Source organism: Halosimplex aquaticum, from assembly GCF_028747785.1.
GTDB classification, from domain to species: Archaea; Halobacteriota; Halobacteria; order Halobacteriales; family Haloarculaceae; genus Halosimplex; species Halosimplex aquaticum.
In genome coordinates, this window is record NZ_CP118158.1 from 3,280,306 (window position 1) to 3,296,486 (window position 16,181).

Annotated in this window: 17 protein-coding genes; 7 read left to right on the forward strand and 10 right to left on the reverse strand. The window is 70.7% G+C overall.

What is annotated here, in order from left to right:
• Positions 1-51: 51 nt before the first annotated feature.
• Positions 52-336 carry a HalOD1 output domain-containing protein gene (locus PSC72_RS16450; RefSeq protein ID WP_328518164.1) on the reverse strand — a complete coding sequence of 95 codons (285 nt, stop codon included), beginning with the start codon at positions 334-336 and terminating at the stop codon, positions 52-54.
• A 731-nt stretch (positions 337-1,067) separates the two neighbouring features.
• Between PSC72_RS16450 and PSC72_RS16455 the strand changes: the two genes are divergently transcribed.
• From PSC72_RS16455 to PSC72_RS16470, 4 genes are all read left to right on the forward strand, one after another.
• The gene (locus tag PSC72_RS16455; protein WP_274322510.1) at positions 1,068-1,481 is read left to right on the forward strand and encodes a VanZ family protein; all 414 of its coding nucleotides are present in this window, start codon (positions 1,068-1,070) and stop codon (positions 1,479-1,481) included.
• Between the two features lie 283 nt (positions 1,482-1,764).
• Positions 1,765-2,499, forward strand: a complete 735-nt coding sequence (locus tag PSC72_RS16460) for a hypothetical protein (protein WP_274322511.1) — start codon at positions 1,765-1,767, stop codon at positions 2,497-2,499.
• An 18-nt stretch (positions 2,500-2,517) separates the two neighbouring features.
• The gene (locus PSC72_RS16465) at positions 2,518-3,171 is read left to right on the forward strand and encodes a helix-hairpin-helix domain-containing protein (RefSeq protein WP_274322512.1); all 654 of its coding nucleotides are present in this window, start codon (positions 2,518-2,520) and stop codon (positions 3,169-3,171) included.
• Between the two features lie 121 nt (positions 3,172-3,292).
• On the forward strand, positions 3,293-4,435 hold the full coding sequence (locus tag PSC72_RS16470; RefSeq protein WP_274322513.1) for a Vms1/Ankzf1 family peptidyl-tRNA hydrolase: 1,143 nt from the start codon (positions 3,293-3,295) through the stop codon (positions 4,433-4,435).
• A 31-nt stretch (positions 4,436-4,466) separates the two neighbouring features.
• On the opposite strand, the gene PSC72_RS16475 is transcribed toward PSC72_RS16470, so the two are convergent.
• From PSC72_RS16475 to PSC72_RS16500, 6 genes are all read right to left on the reverse strand, one after another.
• Complete coding sequence (locus tag PSC72_RS16475) at positions 4,467-5,279, reverse strand: aldo/keto reductase (RefSeq protein ID WP_274322514.1); 813 nt, start codon at positions 5,277-5,279, stop codon at positions 4,467-4,469.
• Positions 5,280-5,418: 139 nt separating this feature from the next.
• Positions 5,419-5,748 (reverse strand): hypothetical protein, encoded by a 330-nt coding sequence (locus PSC72_RS16480; RefSeq protein WP_274322515.1) that lies wholly within the window; start codon positions 5,746-5,748, stop codon positions 5,419-5,421.
• A 115-nt stretch (positions 5,749-5,863) separates the two neighbouring features.
• Positions 5,864-6,958 (reverse strand): ABC transporter permease, encoded by a 1,095-nt coding sequence (locus tag PSC72_RS16485; protein WP_274322516.1) that lies wholly within the window; start codon positions 6,956-6,958, stop codon positions 5,864-5,866.
• Complete coding sequence (locus PSC72_RS16490; protein ID WP_382261806.1) at positions 6,951-8,243, reverse strand: ABC transporter permease; 1,293 nt, start codon at positions 8,241-8,243, stop codon at positions 6,951-6,953. The genes PSC72_RS16485 and PSC72_RS16490 overlap by 8 nt, the downstream gene beginning before the upstream one ends.
• The gene (locus PSC72_RS16495; protein WP_274326192.1) at positions 8,240-9,763 is read right to left on the reverse strand and encodes an ABC transporter ATP-binding protein; all 1,524 of its coding nucleotides are present in this window, start codon (positions 9,761-9,763) and stop codon (positions 8,240-8,242) included. The genes PSC72_RS16490 and PSC72_RS16495 overlap by 4 nt, the downstream gene beginning before the upstream one ends.
• A 173-nt stretch (positions 9,764-9,936) precedes the next feature.
• Positions 9,937-11,058 (reverse strand): BMP family lipoprotein, encoded by a 1,122-nt coding sequence (locus PSC72_RS16500; protein WP_274322517.1) that lies wholly within the window; start codon positions 11,056-11,058, stop codon positions 9,937-9,939.
• 149 nt (positions 11,059-11,207) lie between these two features.
• Between PSC72_RS16500 and PSC72_RS16505 the strand changes: the two genes are divergently transcribed.
• The gene (locus tag PSC72_RS16505) at positions 11,208-11,819 is read left to right on the forward strand and encodes an MBL fold metallo-hydrolase (RefSeq protein ID WP_274322518.1); all 612 of its coding nucleotides are present in this window, start codon (positions 11,208-11,210) and stop codon (positions 11,817-11,819) included.
• 106 nt (positions 11,820-11,925) lie between these two features.
• On the opposite strand, the gene PSC72_RS16510 is transcribed toward PSC72_RS16505, so the two are convergent.
• The gene (locus PSC72_RS16510; protein WP_274322519.1) at positions 11,926-12,075 is read right to left on the reverse strand and encodes a 50S ribosomal protein L40e; all 150 of its coding nucleotides are present in this window, start codon (positions 12,073-12,075) and stop codon (positions 11,926-11,928) included.
• 164 nt (positions 12,076-12,239) lie between these two features.
• On the opposite strand from PSC72_RS16510, the gene PSC72_RS16515 reads away from it, so the two are divergent.
• A complete protein-coding gene (locus tag PSC72_RS16515; RefSeq protein ID WP_274322520.1) occupies positions 12,240-13,316 on the forward strand; it encodes an enolase-like domain-containing protein in 1,077 nt (358 codons plus the stop codon).
• Between the two features lie 36 nt (positions 13,317-13,352).
• Here PSC72_RS16515 and PSC72_RS16520 read toward each other — a convergent pair whose 3' ends face one another.
• On the reverse strand, positions 13,353-14,420 hold the full coding sequence (locus PSC72_RS16520; RefSeq protein ID WP_274322521.1) for a TrmB family transcriptional regulator: 1,068 nt from the start codon (positions 14,418-14,420) through the stop codon (positions 13,353-13,355).
• Between the two features lie 266 nt (positions 14,421-14,686).
• On the opposite strand from PSC72_RS16520, the gene PSC72_RS16525 reads away from it, so the two are divergent.
• Positions 14,687-15,538 (forward strand): hypothetical protein, encoded by an 852-nt coding sequence (locus PSC72_RS16525; protein ID WP_274322522.1) that lies wholly within the window; start codon positions 14,687-14,689, stop codon positions 15,536-15,538.
• Positions 15,539-15,598: 60 nt separating this feature from the next.
• On the opposite strand, the gene PSC72_RS16530 is transcribed toward PSC72_RS16525, so the two are convergent.
• Positions 15,599-16,108, reverse strand: coding sequence for a DUF367 family protein (locus PSC72_RS16530; RefSeq protein ID WP_274322523.1), 510 nt, complete (start codon positions 16,106-16,108; stop codon positions 15,599-15,601).
• Between the last annotated feature and the right edge of the window lie 73 nt (positions 16,109-16,181).

The window sequence follows — 16,181 nt, forward strand, 5'->3', positions numbered from 1 at the left end:
TAGTGGCCTCGATTCAGGGTCCCGGTCGCACGTCCGGGGGCGCCGGCGCAGTTATTTCCCCGCCGCGGTTCGGTTCGCCGATCCGTCGCCGGATTTACCGGCCGTGGCCGTCGGCGTGACGGTGACGTCACCCGTCTCGTCGACGACGACCTCGTAACCGTAGTACGTAAACGTGACTTCGAGCGTTCCCCCCTCTCGCTTGCTCGCCGACTCGACCATCGTCTCCAGCGCACCCACGTCTATCACGTCGTAAAGCGGTTTATCCAAATGTAGCGGATCGACGCCCTCGCGCGCCGCGATCTGTCTGGTTACCTTGGTACTCAACATTTCACCCATCACCGTGCGTCGCCTCGAAACGGATCGGCTTAATTGTGGCGATGCACTTGCAAGATTTAAGAGGAACGGCCGCTGTCTCGCCAGGTTTCGCCGATTTCCAGTTCTAGCGATTGGTTGGAGGAAAATATTTTACAAGTTACAAGTTCTGCGGTCCAAACCAACTGTCCGGCCGGGCAGCGAGGGGTCGAACTCGCGGCGTCGACGGGCGCTTCCGAAGCGTCCGCGCCGACCGCGTCGTCGAACTGCCCGCCGAGCCGGAGCGGGTCGACCCCCTCGCGCGGCAACCGCCTTCGCCGACTCGGGACTCGGTATCTGAGTATTACCGTCGTCGGTCGGCGTTCGACGCTCACCAGGCGCCGTTCGCGGCGTCGACACGAGTGGGCGTACCCGCAGCGGCCCGATCCGAACGGTTCGGTCGGAAACTCGGTTTCGGCGTGAATCACGCACGTCTACGTATCGATCTGGAACTCCCTGGAAAGGGACACGGACGTATCCGCACGCGGGACGACCAACCGGGAGTGGGGCGGCGGCCGGTCTGGCGACCGGCCGCCCCCACCAGACCGTCTCGCCGACCTCGCCAGACCGTCTCGCCGACCGGTCGGCCGCGGCACCGAAGTAAGTCGCCCCTGTCGGGTCGGTACGGAGTGGATGTGGCGGCTCGTGCTCGGTAGTTCGCGACCCGAATCGGGTAGCAGTCGTCTGTTTTTCCGGCCGGCTCCCCAACCGTTCACATGGAGCTATCTGATGCGTCAGCGCTTCCCGCGCCGACGCGGTTCTCCATCGCCTGTGGGTTCGCGCTCGCTGTGGTGTTCGCCTCGCTCGCTCACCCGCCTGCGTTCGTCGACCAGACCGGCATGTTCGGAGACGTGGGAATCGACAAGTGGATCCACGCCGGGAGTTACGCGCTGGTCACGTTTCTCCTCGCCTACGCCGTTCTCGCCGAGAGCGTCCTGTCGCTCGTCGGAATTGCCGCCGTCGCCATCGCACTCGGCATCGGGGTCGAGTTCGTCCAGAGCACTATCGCCTGGCGGAGCAAGGAGGCCGCCGACGTGATCGCCAACGTCACCGGAACCATCGTCGCCGTCGGCGCCTGGAAGCTAGTCCAGTGGTGGTTGCCGGCCGGTCCGAACCGCTCGGGAGACTGACCGCCCGGAGCGGTCGGTCACCGAAGGTTCCGTCTGCGTGCACTGGAGTGACCGCCGAGCGGCGGGGCGGGGCGCGCCCCCGACCAGAAGCGGACGTTCCGCCTGTTCCGGCTGTTCGACGGTCTCCTGGGTGGGGTCGCCGCGCCCACCGGCGACTGCCCGATGCGATCCGAGTCGAATCCGCACCGTTCGGCCGTCGAACGGCCCGAAATCGGGACGCCTGCAGCTTCCGGGGAACGGCTTTGCGTGTCGAGGCCCACGGTGTATCCGGAGGATTCTCACAATGGGTACCGCGACAGCGTCGACGGAGGCAGTCGACCGGATCATCGAGGACTGGCCGTCGAAGACGCCGGGCCAGCAGCAACATCCGAAGGAGACCGCCGAGAAGATGCGGGCGAAGTACGGCGAGCCCGACGAGGCGACGGCGGAGCGACTCGTCTGGCACGACAACGGTCCGTGGAAACGCACCGAGGTATACCGCGAGGGGACGAAACACCGGTTCCCGATCCCCCACATCGACCACCTCTACCAGTACGTCGACTACCAGGTCCCGACGGAGAAGTACGACGACCTCGCCCGGTTCGACGGGAGCGTCCACGCCCACCGGACCGAGGGCGAACTGGTGGCGACCTGCCACAAAGAGGAGGCCAACGTCCTGGCGATAAACCTGGCCCACGACGTGATCACCGAGCGGAAGGCGGTCGAGGAGGCCCGCGAGGCGTACGCGACGATCAACGCGAAGCTGATGGCCGGCGGGTCGCCGCCGGCCACGCAAGGGTTCCTGTTCTCGCTCCCGGAGGGCGACCAGCGCGACCCCGACGTGACCGTCGTCACCGACAGACTCGGGCGCAATCGCGGGAAACTCGCGCTCGTCGCCCTCGCTGCCATAGGCGTCCTCCTCGCGGCCGCGCGGCGACGGCGCCGAGGTGGCGACCGGTCGACGGGCGACCGCGCCGCTCGCCCGTCGCGGACGGGCAGTCGGTCAGGCGGGTCTGCTCGAACGCGGCCGAAGCGCTGACCGGCGTTCTCACCGCCGATGTCGGTCACCGCAGTCGTCGACGACCGGGAGCCCGACGCGGTCGGGGCGGCGGTGCGCGCTCACCCAGACGTGACGGCGGTCGAGGTGCGCCGCCTCGACGCGGGCGACATCGTCATCGGGGAGGTCGGGTTCGAGCGCAAGACCGTCGGCGACTACCTCGGCTCGGCGCTGGGGCGGACCGGCACCGACCTCGAAGCGCAGGTCGCCGCCCTCGACGAGGCCTGCGAACACGCCTACGTGCTCGTCGAAGGGACGTGGGCCGATCTTGAAACCCACTGGCCGGGCGTCGCCGCGGCGTCGATCCGGGGGTCGGCCGCCTCGATCACGGCGCGGTTCGGCGTCCCCGTCGTCCCCTGCGGCGACCTGGAGCGCCTCGTCGACGTGGCCGTCCGCCTCGCCCGCAAGCACGCCGAGGCGCCGTCGACGCGCCCGCTCCCGACCAGCGCCGTCCCCTCGCGGTCCGAGCCGGTCGCCAAGCGCATGTACGGCTGCATCGACGGCGTCGGGCCGACGACGGCCGCGGCACTCTACGAGGCGTTCCCGACCGTCGAGTCGCTCCTCGCGGCCGACGAGTCCGAGTTGCTCGCCGTCGAGGGCGTCGGCGCGACGCGGGCGGCGGCGATCCGCGCGGCGCTGTGCGGCCCCGAGTAACCCGTCTCGATCGGCGGGCCCGATCCCTCGGCCTTTCACTTGCAGGCCCCGGCCCCTTTCCGGCACGGCCCGTACCCCGGATACCACCCGACGGCGGGGCCGGTCGGGACTTCTCTCACCGATGACGACAGCGTACGAACTCGCCGACCGAATCGAGGAACTGTCCGGGATCGACGCCGCCGGCGACCGCCTGCTGACGGTGGCCGTGCCGCCCGACGAACCGGTCGGCGCGGTGCTGGAACGCGTCGAGGAGGCCCACGCCGACGCCGAGTACATCCACTCCGAGGACGCCGACGACGCCGCCCGCTCGACGCTGGAGCAGGCCCGCCACCTCCTCCACCGCTACGAGGAGTCGGGCACGCCCGAGCACGGCCTCGTCCTCTACGTCGGGACGGTCGACGGCGAGACCCGGGAGTGGATCTTCGACGACCTCCCGACGCCGGTCGCCGAGTCCGTCTACCGGCTGGACCGCTCGTTCGACACCGCCCCGCTGGAGCGGACGACCGGCGACTCGCGGACCTACGGCCTGCTCGTCGTCGAGCGCGGCGGCGCCGTCCTCGGCCGACTCGACGGCGACGCGGTCGTGCCCGTCGAGTCCATCGAGAGCGCGGTGATGGGCAAGACCCGCGCCGGCGGCCAGTCCGCCCAGCGGTTCGCCCGCGAGCGCGAGCGCCAGAAGGAGGAGTTCTTCGAGGAGGTCGCGGCAGAAGCCGAGCGGGCGTTCCTGGCCGGGCCGGAGGGGGCAACCGCCGCTGATGCGGCCGACGCCGCCAGCGACGACGAGGGGAACGGCCTCGCCGTCGACGGCCTGCTCGTGGGCGGGACGACCGTCACCGTCGACGACTTCCTGGAGGGCGACCACCTCGACTACCGGCTCGACGAGGCCATCGTCGGCGGCCACTACGCCGTCGAGTACGCGGGCGAACAGGGCCTCCACCAGCTGGTCGACCGCGCGAGCGACGACCTGGAGGCGGCCGCCGAACGACCGGCGCGCGACGCGCTCGACGACTTCTTCGACGCCCTCGGCGCGGACGAGCCGGTCGTCTACGGCCCAGAGGAGACCGAGGAAGCGCTCGACTACGGCGCCGTCGAGACGACGCTCTGCTCGGCGGCGCTCCCCGCGGAGGAGATCCGCGAGTGGGAAGCCCGGACGGACGAGGAAGGTGGCGAGACGGTGGTCGTCCCCGACGGGTTCGACCAGGGCGCCCGCTTCCGCGAGGCGTTCGGCGGCGTCGGCGCGCTCCTCCGGTTCCCCATCGAGTGATCGGCGGCAGGCGGGGGCGCGGACGGCGCCGTTACCACCCGAGTTTCGACCGGATGGCGTCCACCGCCCCGCCCTGCTCGGCCAGTTCCTCCATCTCGTCGTCGGTCAGTTCGAAGTCGAAGACGTCGAAGTTCGCGCGGATGTGCTCGGGCGAGGACGACATCGGGATCGTCGAGACCATGGGCTGCTGGATCAGCCATCGGATGGCGACCTGGGCGGCCGACTTGCCGACGCGCTCGCCGATCTGTGCGAGCAGCGGGTCGTCGGCCAGGTCCCCCACGTCGAGCGGGCTGTAGGCGGTCAGCATCACGTCTTCCTCGATGCAGAGCGACAGCAACTCGTCGCGGCGCTCGCGGACGTGGTACTCGACCTGGTTCGTCAGGATCGGCGCGTCGGAGAGGTCCATGGCCTCGCGCAGCTGGTCGACCGAGAAGTTCGAGACGCCGAGGTGGCGGACGAACCCGTCGTCGCGGAGCTCGTTCATCGCGTCCAGCGTCTCCTCGTGGGGAACGTCGTCGTTCGGCGAGTGGATGAGCAGCAGGTCGACGGCGTCGAGGCCGAGGCGCTGGAGGCTCTCGCCCGTGGACTCGATGACGTCGTCGTAGGCGCGGTTGTCACCGGAGAGCTTGGTCGTGACGAACACGTCCTCACGGTCGACGTCGGACGCGGCGAGCGCGTCGCCGACGGCGCCCTCGCTCCCGTAGCTCTGGGCGGTGTCGAGGTGTCGGTAACCCACGTCGAGCGCCGTCTCGACGGCCCGCCGGCGCTCCTCGTCGGTGTCCATCCGGGCGGTCCCGAATCCCAGTGCCGGCACGTCGACGCCGTTGACGGTGACGTACTCCATGGGCCCGGTTCGGCGCCGGCGGCGAAAAGGGAACGGCAAGTGCTCGCAGGGCGGTCGAGAGTCCGTCTCGGCGGCGAAATACCCGCCGAGGACGGCCGACGAGTTCCGGCTCGATAGCGGTCGAGGCGGCCGGTCGCGCTCAGTCGCGGAGTTCCCAGTCGGGCGCGTCGGCCAGCCGGGCGCGGGCGGCGTCGATGGCGTCGGCGGCGGTCTCGTAGAACAGCTCGCGCCCGACGGGCGTCCGGACGCGGACGAGCGCGGTGTGGTCCGCGACGTCGAAGACGGCCAGTTCCCACGGCGCGGTCACGCACTCCCACCGACCGGACAGCGCCGCGTCCGCGCCGCGCGTCAGGCGCTCGCCCAGTTCCCAACTGAGCCGCGTCGTTCGCTCGGGCGAGACGGGGACCGCGTCGGGAAGCCCGCCCTCCGCGCGCCCGGCCGCCCCGTCGACAGAGCGTCGTGTGGACATGTCACAGACCAGGCCCCTGGCCATGAAAAATCATCCGGTTCGGTGCGCCATCCCATCACGTGTTCGGGGCGCGGTCGGTCGGTGGGATTCGACGGTGGGGCCCGGCGCGGTCCAGTCACTCCTCGCCGGACTCGTAGTGGTCGCCCGCGGCCTCGGGGATGCGGGTGCGGCCGACGAGCGCGAGCACGACGATGACGGCGACGAAGGGGATGGTCTGGACGAGCGCGTCGGGGACGCCGAGGATCTGCTGGGTCTGCAGTCGGAGCTGGACGGCGTCGAGCCCGGCGAACAGCATCGTCGACCCCAGCGCGCCGACGGGGTTGTAGTTGCCGAAGAGGTACGCGACGATGGCGATGAACCCCTTCCCGTTGACCATCGTCGGGCCGTTGCCGGTGAACTGGCCGATGTTGAACGCGAGCGCGGCGCCGCCGAACCCCGAGAGGACGCCCGAGAGCAGGACGGCGGCGTAGCGGACGCGCGAGACGTCGACGCCGGCGGTGTCGAGCGCCCGGGGGTTCTCGCCGGAGGCGCGCACCCACCGGCCGAAGGCGGTCCGGTTGAGGGTGTACCACGCGGCGGCGACGGCGACGAACATCAGGTACACCGGCGGCGCGGCGTCGAAGACGGCGCCCAGCAGCGGCACGTCCGCGAGGACCGGGACCGTCCACGTCCCGAGGGTGTCGACGCTGTCTGTGTTCGGGCCGCCGTAGACGACCTGCGAGAGGAACGGCGCCAGCCCGAGCGCGATGAGCCAGATCGCCAGCCCGGCGATGATCTGGTCGGCGCGGAACTCGATGCAGACGACGGCGAACAGCCCGGCCAGCGCCGTCGACGCGAGCACGCCGATCAGGAAGCCCGCCAGGAGCGAGCCCGTGACGTCCGTGCCGTAGATGGCGGCGAACGCGGAGATGATGAGCAGCCCTTCGAGGCCGATGTTGATGACGCCGGACTTCTCGGCGAAGATCCCCCCGAGCGCGGCGAAGACGATCGGGACCGATAGCCGGAGCGTCGCCGCCAGCGTCGAGGTCGAGACGATCACGCCGAACAGTCGCCCAACCGACGACTCGGGGGCCACCACCGCGGCGACGCCCAGCAACGCCAGCAGCGCCACCGCGGCGAGCGCGACCCACAGGCGTCCGGAGAGTCCGCTGGTCCCGGCCGTCGCGCCGCCCTCGTCGGACCGGGTCGACGCTTCAGTGCCGTCAGTCATCGGCGGCACCTCCCGGCGAGGCGGCGACGCCCGGCTCCTCGGGTTCGATCCGGCGACCGATCAGCCGGAAGAACTCGGGCATCGCGACGAAGAGGATGATCAGCCCGCGGAGGACGCCGACGAGCTGCGGCGGCACGTCGGTGGCGAAGTCGACGACCGACGAGCCCGACTGGAGCACGCCGAACAGGAACGCGGCGAACACCGCGCCGACGGGGTGGTTCCCGGCGAGGATGGAGACGGTGATGCCGTCGAACCCGTAGGAGGGGACGCCCGTCTGGAACCGGCCGAGGATCATCAGCACGTACACCGCGCCGCCGACGCCGCCGAGCGCGCCAGACAGCGTCAGCGACGCGACGACCGTCCGGGCGGAGTCGACGCCGGCGTACTCCGCCGCTGCGGGCTGAAGCCCGGCCGTCCGCAGGTCGAAGCCGAACGACGTGTGTTCGAGCAGGTAGTAGACGCCGCCGACGACCGCGAGTGCGACCGCGAGCGCGACCAGCGAGAAGTCCAGCCGCGGATCGAACAGTATCGAGGGGAACCGCGCGAACTCCGGCACCGACGCCGTCTGGATGGCCTGGCTCGTCGGGTCCTGGAAGTGGTCGCTGACGAGGTAGCGGACCACGAGCACCGCGACGAAGTTCAGCATGATCGTCGTGATCACCTCGTTGGCGTCGGCGTAGGCCTTCAGCACGCCGGGGATCGCGCCGTAGAACCCGCCGCCGAGAGCGCCCGCGGCGAGCCCCAGCGGGACGAGGACGACCGCGCCGACGAGCCCCGAGAACGCCGGCGCGGCCCAGAGGACGGCGAGCGCCGAGGCGAGCGCGCCGACGACGAGCTGGCCCTGCGTCCCGATGTTGAAGATGCCCGCGCGGAAGGCGAGCGCGACGGACAACCCGGTGAAGACCAGGATGGTCGTCTCGCGGAGCGTCACCGCGAACTGGGCGTTCAGCGGCGACCACCCCGCGGAGAGCGGATCGCCGAGCGCCCCGAGGAACAGGCGGTCCCAGACGGCGATCGGGTCGTAGCAGAGGGTCACCTCGCCCGCGGTCAGGACCGGCGACCGGCAGGTCGCGAGCAGGCCGCCGACCACCACGATCACGGTGCCGACGAGGATCGACAGCGCGAGCGCGGCGACCGCGATGAGCGCCCGCTCGCCCGCCGAGGTCCCCGCCATCGCCACCGCGTAACCGCGGGTGCGCTGGAGAACCGTGTCGGTCCGCGACCCGTCGTCGTCCTCGGTGCCCGTGCGCGGCCTGTCTCCGTCCCCGTCCGCGTCGTCGCTCATCGCGACGCCTCCCGGTCGACGCTCACGTCGGTCTCGGGCCGCTCGCCGGCCATCAGGAGGCCGAGCTGTTCCTCCGTCACCGCCTCGGGGTCGACAACGTCGACGAACGCCCCCTCGTAGATGACGGCGAGGCGGTCCGAGAGCGACTGGACCTCCTCGAGCTTCGAGGAGACGAGCAGGACGGCGCGGCCGTCGCTCCGGAGGGCGTTGATGCGGGCGTGGATGAACTCGGTCGAGCCGACGTCGACGCCCCGCGTCGGGTGGGACGCGACCACCAGCCGCGGGTCGCGGGCGAACTCCCGGCCGACGACGAACTTCTGCTGGTTGCCGCCCGACAGCGACACCGCCCGAGCGTCGACGTCGGGCGGCCGGACGTCGTAGTCGGCGACGATCTCCTCGGCGTGCTCGCGGGCCGCGTCCCAGTCGATCCGCCCGTTCGACGCGTAGGGTCGGGCGTGCTGGCTGCCGAGCAGGCCGTTCCCGACGAGGTCGAAGTCCATCACGAGCCCGCGTTCCTGGCGGTCCTCGGGCACGTAGGCCATCCCGGCGTCGATGCGGTCGCGCCGGCTCCAGCCGGTGACGTCGCGCCCGCGGAAGCTGATCTCGCCGGCGTCCGCTGCGCGCAGGCCGGCGATCGCCTCGACGAGTTCGGCCTGGCCGTTGCCGTCGACGCCGGCGATGCCGAACACTTCGCCCTCGCGGACCGACAGCGAGACGTCGTCGACCGCGCGGACGCCGCGAGCGTCCTCGACGACCAGGTCGCGGACGTCGAGGACTGTCTCGCCGGGCGTCGCCTCCGATCGGTCGACGTCGAGCAGGACCTCGCGGCCGACCATCAGCTCGGCCAGTCGCTCGCGGGAGGCGTCGGCCGCCGGGACCGTCCCCACGTTCTCGCCGCCGCGGAGGACGGTGATCTCGTCGGCGGCCGTCATCGCCTCGCGGAGCTTGTGCGTGATGAAGATGATCGTCTTCCCCTGGTCGGTCAGCTCCGCGAAGACGCCGAACAGGTCCTCGACCTCCTGGGGGGTGAGCACGGCCGTCGGCTCGTCGAGGATCAGCACGTCGGCGCCCCGGTACAGCGCCTTCAGGATCTCGACGCGCTGGCGGACGCCGACGCCGACGTCCTCGATCCGGGCGTCGGGGTCGACGTCGAAGCCGTAGCGCTCGGAGAGGTCGACGACTTCCTCGCGGGCGCGCTCGCGGTCGACCGCGAGGCCGAACCACCGCTCGGGCTCGTTGCCGAGCGTGATGTTCTCGGCGATCGTCATCGGGTCGACCAGCATGAAGTGCTGGTGGATCATCCCGACGCCGGCGTCGATGGCGTCCCGCGGCGAGTCGAACTCGCGGGGTCGGCCGTCGACGACGACGCGTCCCTCGTCGGGCTCGTAGAGGCCGTAGAGGACGTTCATCAGCGTGGTCTTGCCGGCGCCGTTCTCGCCGAGCAGCGCGTGGACGGTGCCGCGCTCGACCCGCAGGTCCACCTCGTCGTTGGCGACGACGCCCGGGAACCGCTTGGTGATCCCGTCGAGGTGGACCGCGTGCGTCGCGGCCCCGGTGCTCTCTGGACTGTCTGTCGCGGCCCGTCCGCCGTCGGCACCGTCGCTCACGGCACCCCTCCGCTGTCGGGCGCCTCCGTCGCCGCTCGGTCGCTGTCGTCACTCGCGTCGGCGAAGCCAGTCATCGGTGGGGCGCGTCAGGGTTCCTCGGGGACGGTGATCTCGCCGTCGACGATGCCCTGGCGGGCCTGCGCGATGGCGTCTTTGACGTCCTGGGGGATCTCCGAACCGAGCTGCTGGCCGTAGACGATCTCGACGCCGTCGTCCTGGAGTCCCAGCGCCGTCGTCGATCCCCCCTCGAACGAGTCGTTCACGACGGCCTGGACCGCGTTGAACACCGCCGTGTCGACGCGCTTGACCATGCTCGCGAGGATCACGTCGCTGTACTCCTCGCGAGTCACCGACTGGTCGCGGTCGACGCCGATGGCGAACTTACCCTGCTCCTGGGCGGCCTGGAAGACGCCGGTCCCCGTGTTCCCGGCGGCGTGGTAGACGATGTCGGCGCCGGACTCGTACATCGAGACCGCGGCCTCCTTGCCGCCCGAGGGGTCGTCGAACCCGCCGACGTAGGCCGTCTGGACGTCGACGTTCTCGTTCGCGTGGGCGACGCCGGCGTCGTAGCCGGCCTGGAAGCGCTTGATGAGCGGCGACTCGACGCCGCCGACGAACCCGACGGTGGTCGTGTCGGGATTCGTCGACCCCGCGCCGGCCTGAAAGTCCATCGTCGTCAGCGCGCCCGCGAGGTGACCGACGAGGAACGAGCCCTGTTCCTCGGCGAAGACGTAGGAGGCGACGTTGTCGGCGTCGACCGTCTCGTCGACGATCATGAACCGCTGGTCGGGGTACTCGCTCGCGGTGTTGCTCAGCGCGTCGGCCTGCAGGAAGCCGATGCAACAGACCAGGTCGTAGTTCGGGTTCGTCTCGCGGGCGAACTGCCGCTGGTAGTTCGAGAACTCGGTCGTCCCCTCCGGCTGGGCCTCGTTGTACTCGATGTCGAACTCCTCGGCGGCCCGCTCGATGCCGCTCTGGGCCTGGTCGTTGAACGACCCGTCCCCCAGCCCGCCGGTCGCGTACACGACGCCGACGTGCGTCGTCCCGTCGCCCCCACCGGCCCCACCGTCACCGCCGTCGGTGCTATCGCCGCCGTCGGTGCCGTCGGTGCCGTCACCACCGTCGCCGCCGTCCCCGGTACAGCCTGCGAGTGTGAGCGCTCCGACGGTCCCGAGGCCTCTGACGAATCGCCGCCTGTCGAGGGACATGTGACTGTTCACGGTCGCAGTAGGGGTAAAAATTGCGCCCACCGATACCTCCGGCGACCGGTTTTTGACTGCAGGTCCGCCGGCGGCGGTCAGTCGCGCCGGCCAGCGCGGGCACCAGACTCAAGCGCTGGGCGGTCGATCCGCCGGGTATGGACGTCATCAACGTCACCGAGGACGCGGACACGTTCACGTGCAACGCCTACCTCGCGCTCGGCGAGACGCCGACGCTCGTCGACGCGGGCGCGATGACCGGCGTCGCCGAGGTGATCGCCGAGCACACAGACGACCTCGACAGAGTGGTCCTCACCCACCAGCACGGCGACCACGTCGCCCAGCTAGACGCCGTGCTCGACCGCTTCGACGCCGACCTGTACGCCTACGGCGACCACCCGCGCCGGACGCACGAACTCACTCCAGACGAGTCACTGACCGTCGGCGAGGAGTCCTGCGAGGTGGTGTACACGCCCGGCCACGCCGACGATCACGTCTCGCTGGTCTCGGCGTCGTCGCTGTTCTCCGGCGACGTGGTCGTCCACGACGACGGCGCGTTCGACGACGGGAGTTTCGGCCGCACGGACAACGCCGGCCAGTCCCGCGAGCGGCTCATCGAGTCGATCCGCGACCTGCTCGACCGGATGCCCGACTCGGTCGAGCACATGTACAGCGGCCACGGCAGCGTCTTCCACGGGGACGTGCGCGCGGTCGTCGAGCGCGCGCTCGAACGCGCCGAGCGGCGCGAGCCGAAGTACCCCGACGAGTAACCTCCCAGCGCGAGTCGTCGAATCGCGGCCGCTCGGCGGGCGGGGAGTGTCCGGTCGAACCGGCGCAGTCGCTGGCCGGCCGGAGAGCAGAGAGAAAGGGACTGGATTAGGCGTTGCGTCGCTCTTTGCTCTTCCGTCGGAGCTTCTTGTAGCCGCACTTGCGGCAGCTCTCGGCGTCGACGGAGTTGCGGGCGTTACAGCGCATGCAGATCTGTTTCTCGAGGACGCGGCGTTCCGCGGGTTCGAACTTGGGCATACCCGTCTTTCCTCGTCACCGCGTTTAAGCGTTGCCTCTCTCGTCCGGCGGCCCTCCGGCGGGGCCGGTCCGCGTTCGTCGCCACTGGACCGCGCTCGGAGCCGCTGGACCGCACCGCCCGCCGCGTGGCCACCGTTAACCCGGTCGCGCTCTATCAGGCGAGTATGAGCGACCTCTACGACCGCGTCGCGGATCTGCCGCTGGTCGTCGACGGGTTCGACCTCGACCGCCACGAGATGGACACCTCCGCCGGGTTCACCCGGGTGACGACCGTCGTCGAACTCCGCGGCGACGGCGAGCGCGGCCGCGGCGAGGACGTCACCTACGACATCGAGGACCACGACCGGTTGCGGGACGCCCGCGACGACGGCGCCCTCGACTGGGATCTGGCCGGCGAGTACACGTTCGACGAGTTCTCGGCGGCGCTGGACGACCTCGACCTGTTTCCCGAGCCGCCCGAACGCGCGGCGTCGCGCCACTACCGGCGCTGGGCCGTCGAGAGCGCAGCGCTGGACCTGGCGCTGCGACAGGCCGACACCACGTTCGCGGAGGCGCTCGGCCGCGAGTACGACCCGGTGCGGTTCGTCGTCTCGACGCGTCTCGACACCGAGGGCGAGCCGTCGACCGACCGGATCCACCGGTGGCTCGACGTCGACCCGACGATGGAGTTCAAGCTCGACCCGACGGCGGCGTGGACGCGCGAGCTGATGGACGACCTCGCGGCGACCGACAGCGTGCGCATCCTCGACCTGAAGAGCTACTACGAGGGCACCGAGGTGGACACCGACGCCGACCCCGAGCGCTACCGGCAGGTCCTGGCGGCGTTCCCCGACGCCGTCGTCGAGGACGCGAAGTTCACCGACGAGACGCGCCCGGTCCTGTCGGGCCACGAGGATCGCCTCTCGTGGGACTACCCGATCACCGACGTCGAGAGCGTCGAGTCCCTCCCGATCGAGCCCTCGTGGCTGAATATCAAGCCGTCGCGGTTCGGGACGGTCGCGGACCTGCTCGACACGATAGCCTACTGCCTCGACCGCGACGTCTCCCTGTACGGCGGCGGACAGTACGAACTCGGCGTCGGCCGCGAGCACCTCCACGCCGTCGCGTCGGCGTTCTACCCGGAGAACCCGAACGACGTCGCACCGAGCGCCTATCACGCGCCGGAACCGCACTCCGACGTGCCCGCGAGCCCGCTGGAACCGCCCGCGGACCCGAAGGGGCTGCGCTGGTCGCGCGAGTGAGTCCGCGGTGGGTGCGGTCCGGCCGCCGGCGGTCCGTCACTCGCTGAAGTCGTCGACGCGGACGATCTCGGCCTCGACGTCCTCCCAGATGGCGCCCCAGCCGCCGACCTCCACCTCGCCGTCGTCGGTCGCGACGACGATGCTGACCGTCCCGCCGAGTTCGTCGTAGGTGGGCCGGGTCACCTGCTCCTCCCGGCCGCCGAAGCGGACGTCGACGAGTTCGCCGCGGACGGTGACCGATTCGCCGGAGTCGGTGTCCCGGCCGTGGACGGTGATCGTGAGCGTCGCGCCCTCCTCCCGGAGCACCGCGGCGTGGCGGATGAACTCCTCGATGCTGACGTAGACCGCTTCGTCCGGGTCGGCCAGGTGGACCCGCTCGGCGGGGACCCAGTCGCAGGTGAGGAACGTCCAGTGGAAGTGGAAGGTCATCAGGTCGTCGCCGACCTGGACGCCGTACTCCTCGTCGCCGTGGACGTTCGGCGAGAGGAACCCCTGCCGGCGGTCGACGGCGGTGTGGAACGAGGCGGGCTTGCCCAGGCGCCTGATCTCGGTGATCGGGCTCTCGGAGAGGTCCTCGGGTATCTCGACCGGCCCGTCGACCGACCCGCCGATCAGGGCGTGGACGACGACGCCGCGCTCGGCCGCCGTCTCAAGCGCGGGGCGCAGGTCGGCGAACTGCTCGACCGAACCGCCGAACTCGACGGAGACCGACGCCTCGTCGATCGCCGCGCGGGCGTTCTCGATCACCGTCCGCTGGCGCTTGACGACGCTGACCCGGTGTTCCTCCGGGTCCGGCCGCTCCCAGCGGTCCTCGATCTCGTCGGCGGCGTCGGCCAGCAGCTCCCCGGTCGAGCGGAGTTCGTCGAGCACCTCGCCCGGTTCGTCCGCCCGGGCGTGCAGCCGGTCGCGCTCGACGGTCTCCACGAACCCGCGGTCCTCCAGCGTCCGCACCACGTCGTACACCTGCGAGGTGGGCACCCCGGCCCGCTCGGCGACGTCGACCACCGGCGCCGTTCCCTGGTCGAGCAGTCCCAGGTAGACGGCCGCCTGGTACTCCGTCAGCCCCGCCTGCTCCAGCGCCTCGCGGAGTCGATCCGTCTCCATGCCAACTGGTGCCGCCCGCCCGAGTAAAACGTTGCCGTGACAGTCGACCGAGACCGCGCTTCTGTCCCGGCGCCCGTGACCCCTGCGACGGGAGAGCGGGACATCACCGGCCGAGCGCTCGGCCACGCGAACTGTCTGGAACTCGGACGTTGTTCTCTAGTGGAAAGTATTACAAACGGTGCTTTCCCTCATGCTGACATGGTTGGGAAACTCCGAACCAGGGAGATTGGGCACGAACGCGGTGTGAACGCAGAGGTGGTCGCGCGATGAGCGACGGACGCACCGAAGACGAGGCGGACCCGAGCGAGAACGGCCGGTCGGCCGCCGACGAGTCCGTCGAGGAGCGTACCGTCGAGACCACTGTCGAGAGCGGCCAGTCGACGGGTGGTCAGTCAACGGGTGGACAGTCAACGGGTGGTCAGTCAACGGGTGGACAATCCACGGGTGGTCAGTCAACGGGTGGACAGCCGGCAGACGGCCAATCGTCGGACGGGCAGTCGACCGGCGGGCAGTCGACCGGCGGGCAGTCTACGGGCGGCCAGTCTACGGGTGGGCAGTCCGCGGGTGGTCAGTCGACGGGCGGGCAGTCCGCGGGTGGCCAGTCTACGGGCGGGCAGTCGACCGGTGGACAGAGCGCCGGCCAGACCGGCGGGCAGAGCCCGGGGCAGCGGTCCGGCCAGGCCGGGCAGCGAACGGCGGGGCAGAACGCCGGGTCGGCGGGTCGCGGCGCGCAGCCGAGCGACTCGATGACCGGCCCGGCCGCGGGCGGAACCGATCTGGAGCCGAACGTCGCGGCGGCGATCGCGTACGTGTTCGCGCCGCTGACGGGCGTCCTCATGCTGTTGCTCGAGGGCGACGACGACTTCGTCCGGTTCCACTCGATCCAGAGCATCGGGTTCGGCGCGGCCGCCATCGGCGCCTACGTCGTCGTCGGCATCGTGATGGGCGTCCTCACGGCGATACCCTTCGTCGGCGATCTCTTCTTGGCGCTGACGATGCCGCTGAACGGCGCCGTCGGACTCATCGCCTTCGCCGGCTGGGTGCTGTTGCTCCTCAAGGCCTACCAGGGCGAGCGCTACGGCCTGCCGGTGCTGGGTCCGATCGCCGCGTCGAACTAGCTCCCGAACGCCGGGAGCGTCGATTTTCTGGCCGGGCAGACCCACAGCGGCGGCGCCGGCTCACTCGTCGGCGAGGTAGTCGTCCTGCACGGCGAGGACGGCCGCCGAATCGGCGCACGCGGCGTAGCGCTCCAGCGGTTCCTCGTTGAGTTCGAGGAAGGTGTGGCCCCAGGAGAACACCGAGAGGATCTCCTCGGCCTGCTCGCGCTCGCCGAGGATGCACAGCGCGCCGGCGAACGCCTCGACGGTGTTCAACTGGAAGGCCGTGCCGTAGTTGACGGGGTTGCCGGCGACGAGGAACGGCAGCGAGCGGTGGATCCCCTCCAGGTCGAACGCCTCGCGCTCGGCGGTCTCCCAGGAGCAATCGAGGGCGACCAGCCGGTCCCGCCGACTGCCCGTCCCCTCGCGGTCGGCGGGCGAGAGCGCCTGATCGGCGAAGGGGTTGAGGACGATGCCCGGCGGCGTCGACCGCGTCGAGCGGTGCAACTCGGCGTGGTCGAACTGCGCGAGCCGGCGCGCCGAGCACTTGTCGGGGTCGTCGTCGCCCTCGTACCGGACGTGTAACTCCACGCCGTCCGGTACTCGCCGGGGTGCCAAAAGCCGCTCGAAGGACGCCGGCGAGCGCTCACCGGAACCCGTCGCT

What these genes read in the sequence shown, in the direction of transcription:
- PSC72_RS16450 (WP_328518164.1), bottom strand. Translation starts at nt 336, where the DNA reads ATGGGTGAAATGTTGAGTACCAAGGTAACCAGACAGATCGCGGCGCGC.
- PSC72_RS16455 (WP_274322510.1), top strand. Translation starts at nt 1,068, where the DNA reads ATGGAGCTATCTGATGCGTCAGCGCTTCCCGCGCCGACGCGGTTCTCC.
- PSC72_RS16460 (WP_274322511.1), top strand. Translation starts at nt 1,765, where the DNA reads ATGGGTACCGCGACAGCGTCGACGGAGGCAGTCGACCGGATCATCGAG.
- PSC72_RS16465 (WP_274322512.1), top strand. Translation starts at nt 2,518, where the DNA reads ATGTCGGTCACCGCAGTCGTCGACGACCGGGAGCCCGACGCGGTCGGG.
- PSC72_RS16470 (WP_274322513.1), top strand. Translation starts at nt 3,293, where the DNA reads ATGACGACAGCGTACGAACTCGCCGACCGAATCGAGGAACTGTCCGGG.
- PSC72_RS16475 (WP_274322514.1), bottom strand. Translation starts at nt 5,279, where the DNA reads ATGGAGTACGTCACCGTCAACGGCGTCGACGTGCCGGCACTGGGATTC.
- PSC72_RS16480 (WP_274322515.1), bottom strand. Translation starts at nt 5,748, where the DNA reads ATGTCCACACGACGCTCTGTCGACGGGGCGGCCGGGCGCGCGGAGGGC.
- PSC72_RS16485 (WP_274322516.1), bottom strand. Translation starts at nt 6,958, where the DNA reads ATGACTGACGGCACTGAAGCGTCGACCCGGTCCGACGAGGGCGGCGCG.
- PSC72_RS16490 (WP_382261806.1), bottom strand. Translation starts at nt 8,243, where the DNA reads ATGAGCGACGACGCGGACGGGGACGGAGACAGGCCGCGCACGGGCACC.
- PSC72_RS16500 (WP_274322517.1), bottom strand. Translation starts at nt 11,058, where the DNA reads ATGTCCCTCGACAGGCGGCGATTCGTCAGAGGCCTCGGGACCGTCGGA.
- PSC72_RS16505 (WP_274322518.1), top strand. Translation starts at nt 11,208, where the DNA reads ATGGACGTCATCAACGTCACCGAGGACGCGGACACGTTCACGTGCAAC.
- PSC72_RS16510 (WP_274322519.1), bottom strand. Translation starts at nt 12,075, where the DNA reads ATGCCCAAGTTCGAACCCGCGGAACGCCGCGTCCTCGAGAAACAGATC.
- PSC72_RS16515 (WP_274322520.1), top strand. Translation starts at nt 12,240, where the DNA reads ATGAGCGACCTCTACGACCGCGTCGCGGATCTGCCGCTGGTCGTCGAC.
- PSC72_RS16520 (WP_274322521.1), bottom strand. Translation starts at nt 14,420, where the DNA reads ATGGAGACGGATCGACTCCGCGAGGCGCTGGAGCAGGCGGGGCTGACG.
- PSC72_RS16525 (WP_274322522.1), top strand. Translation starts at nt 14,687, where the DNA reads ATGAGCGACGGACGCACCGAAGACGAGGCGGACCCGAGCGAGAACGGC.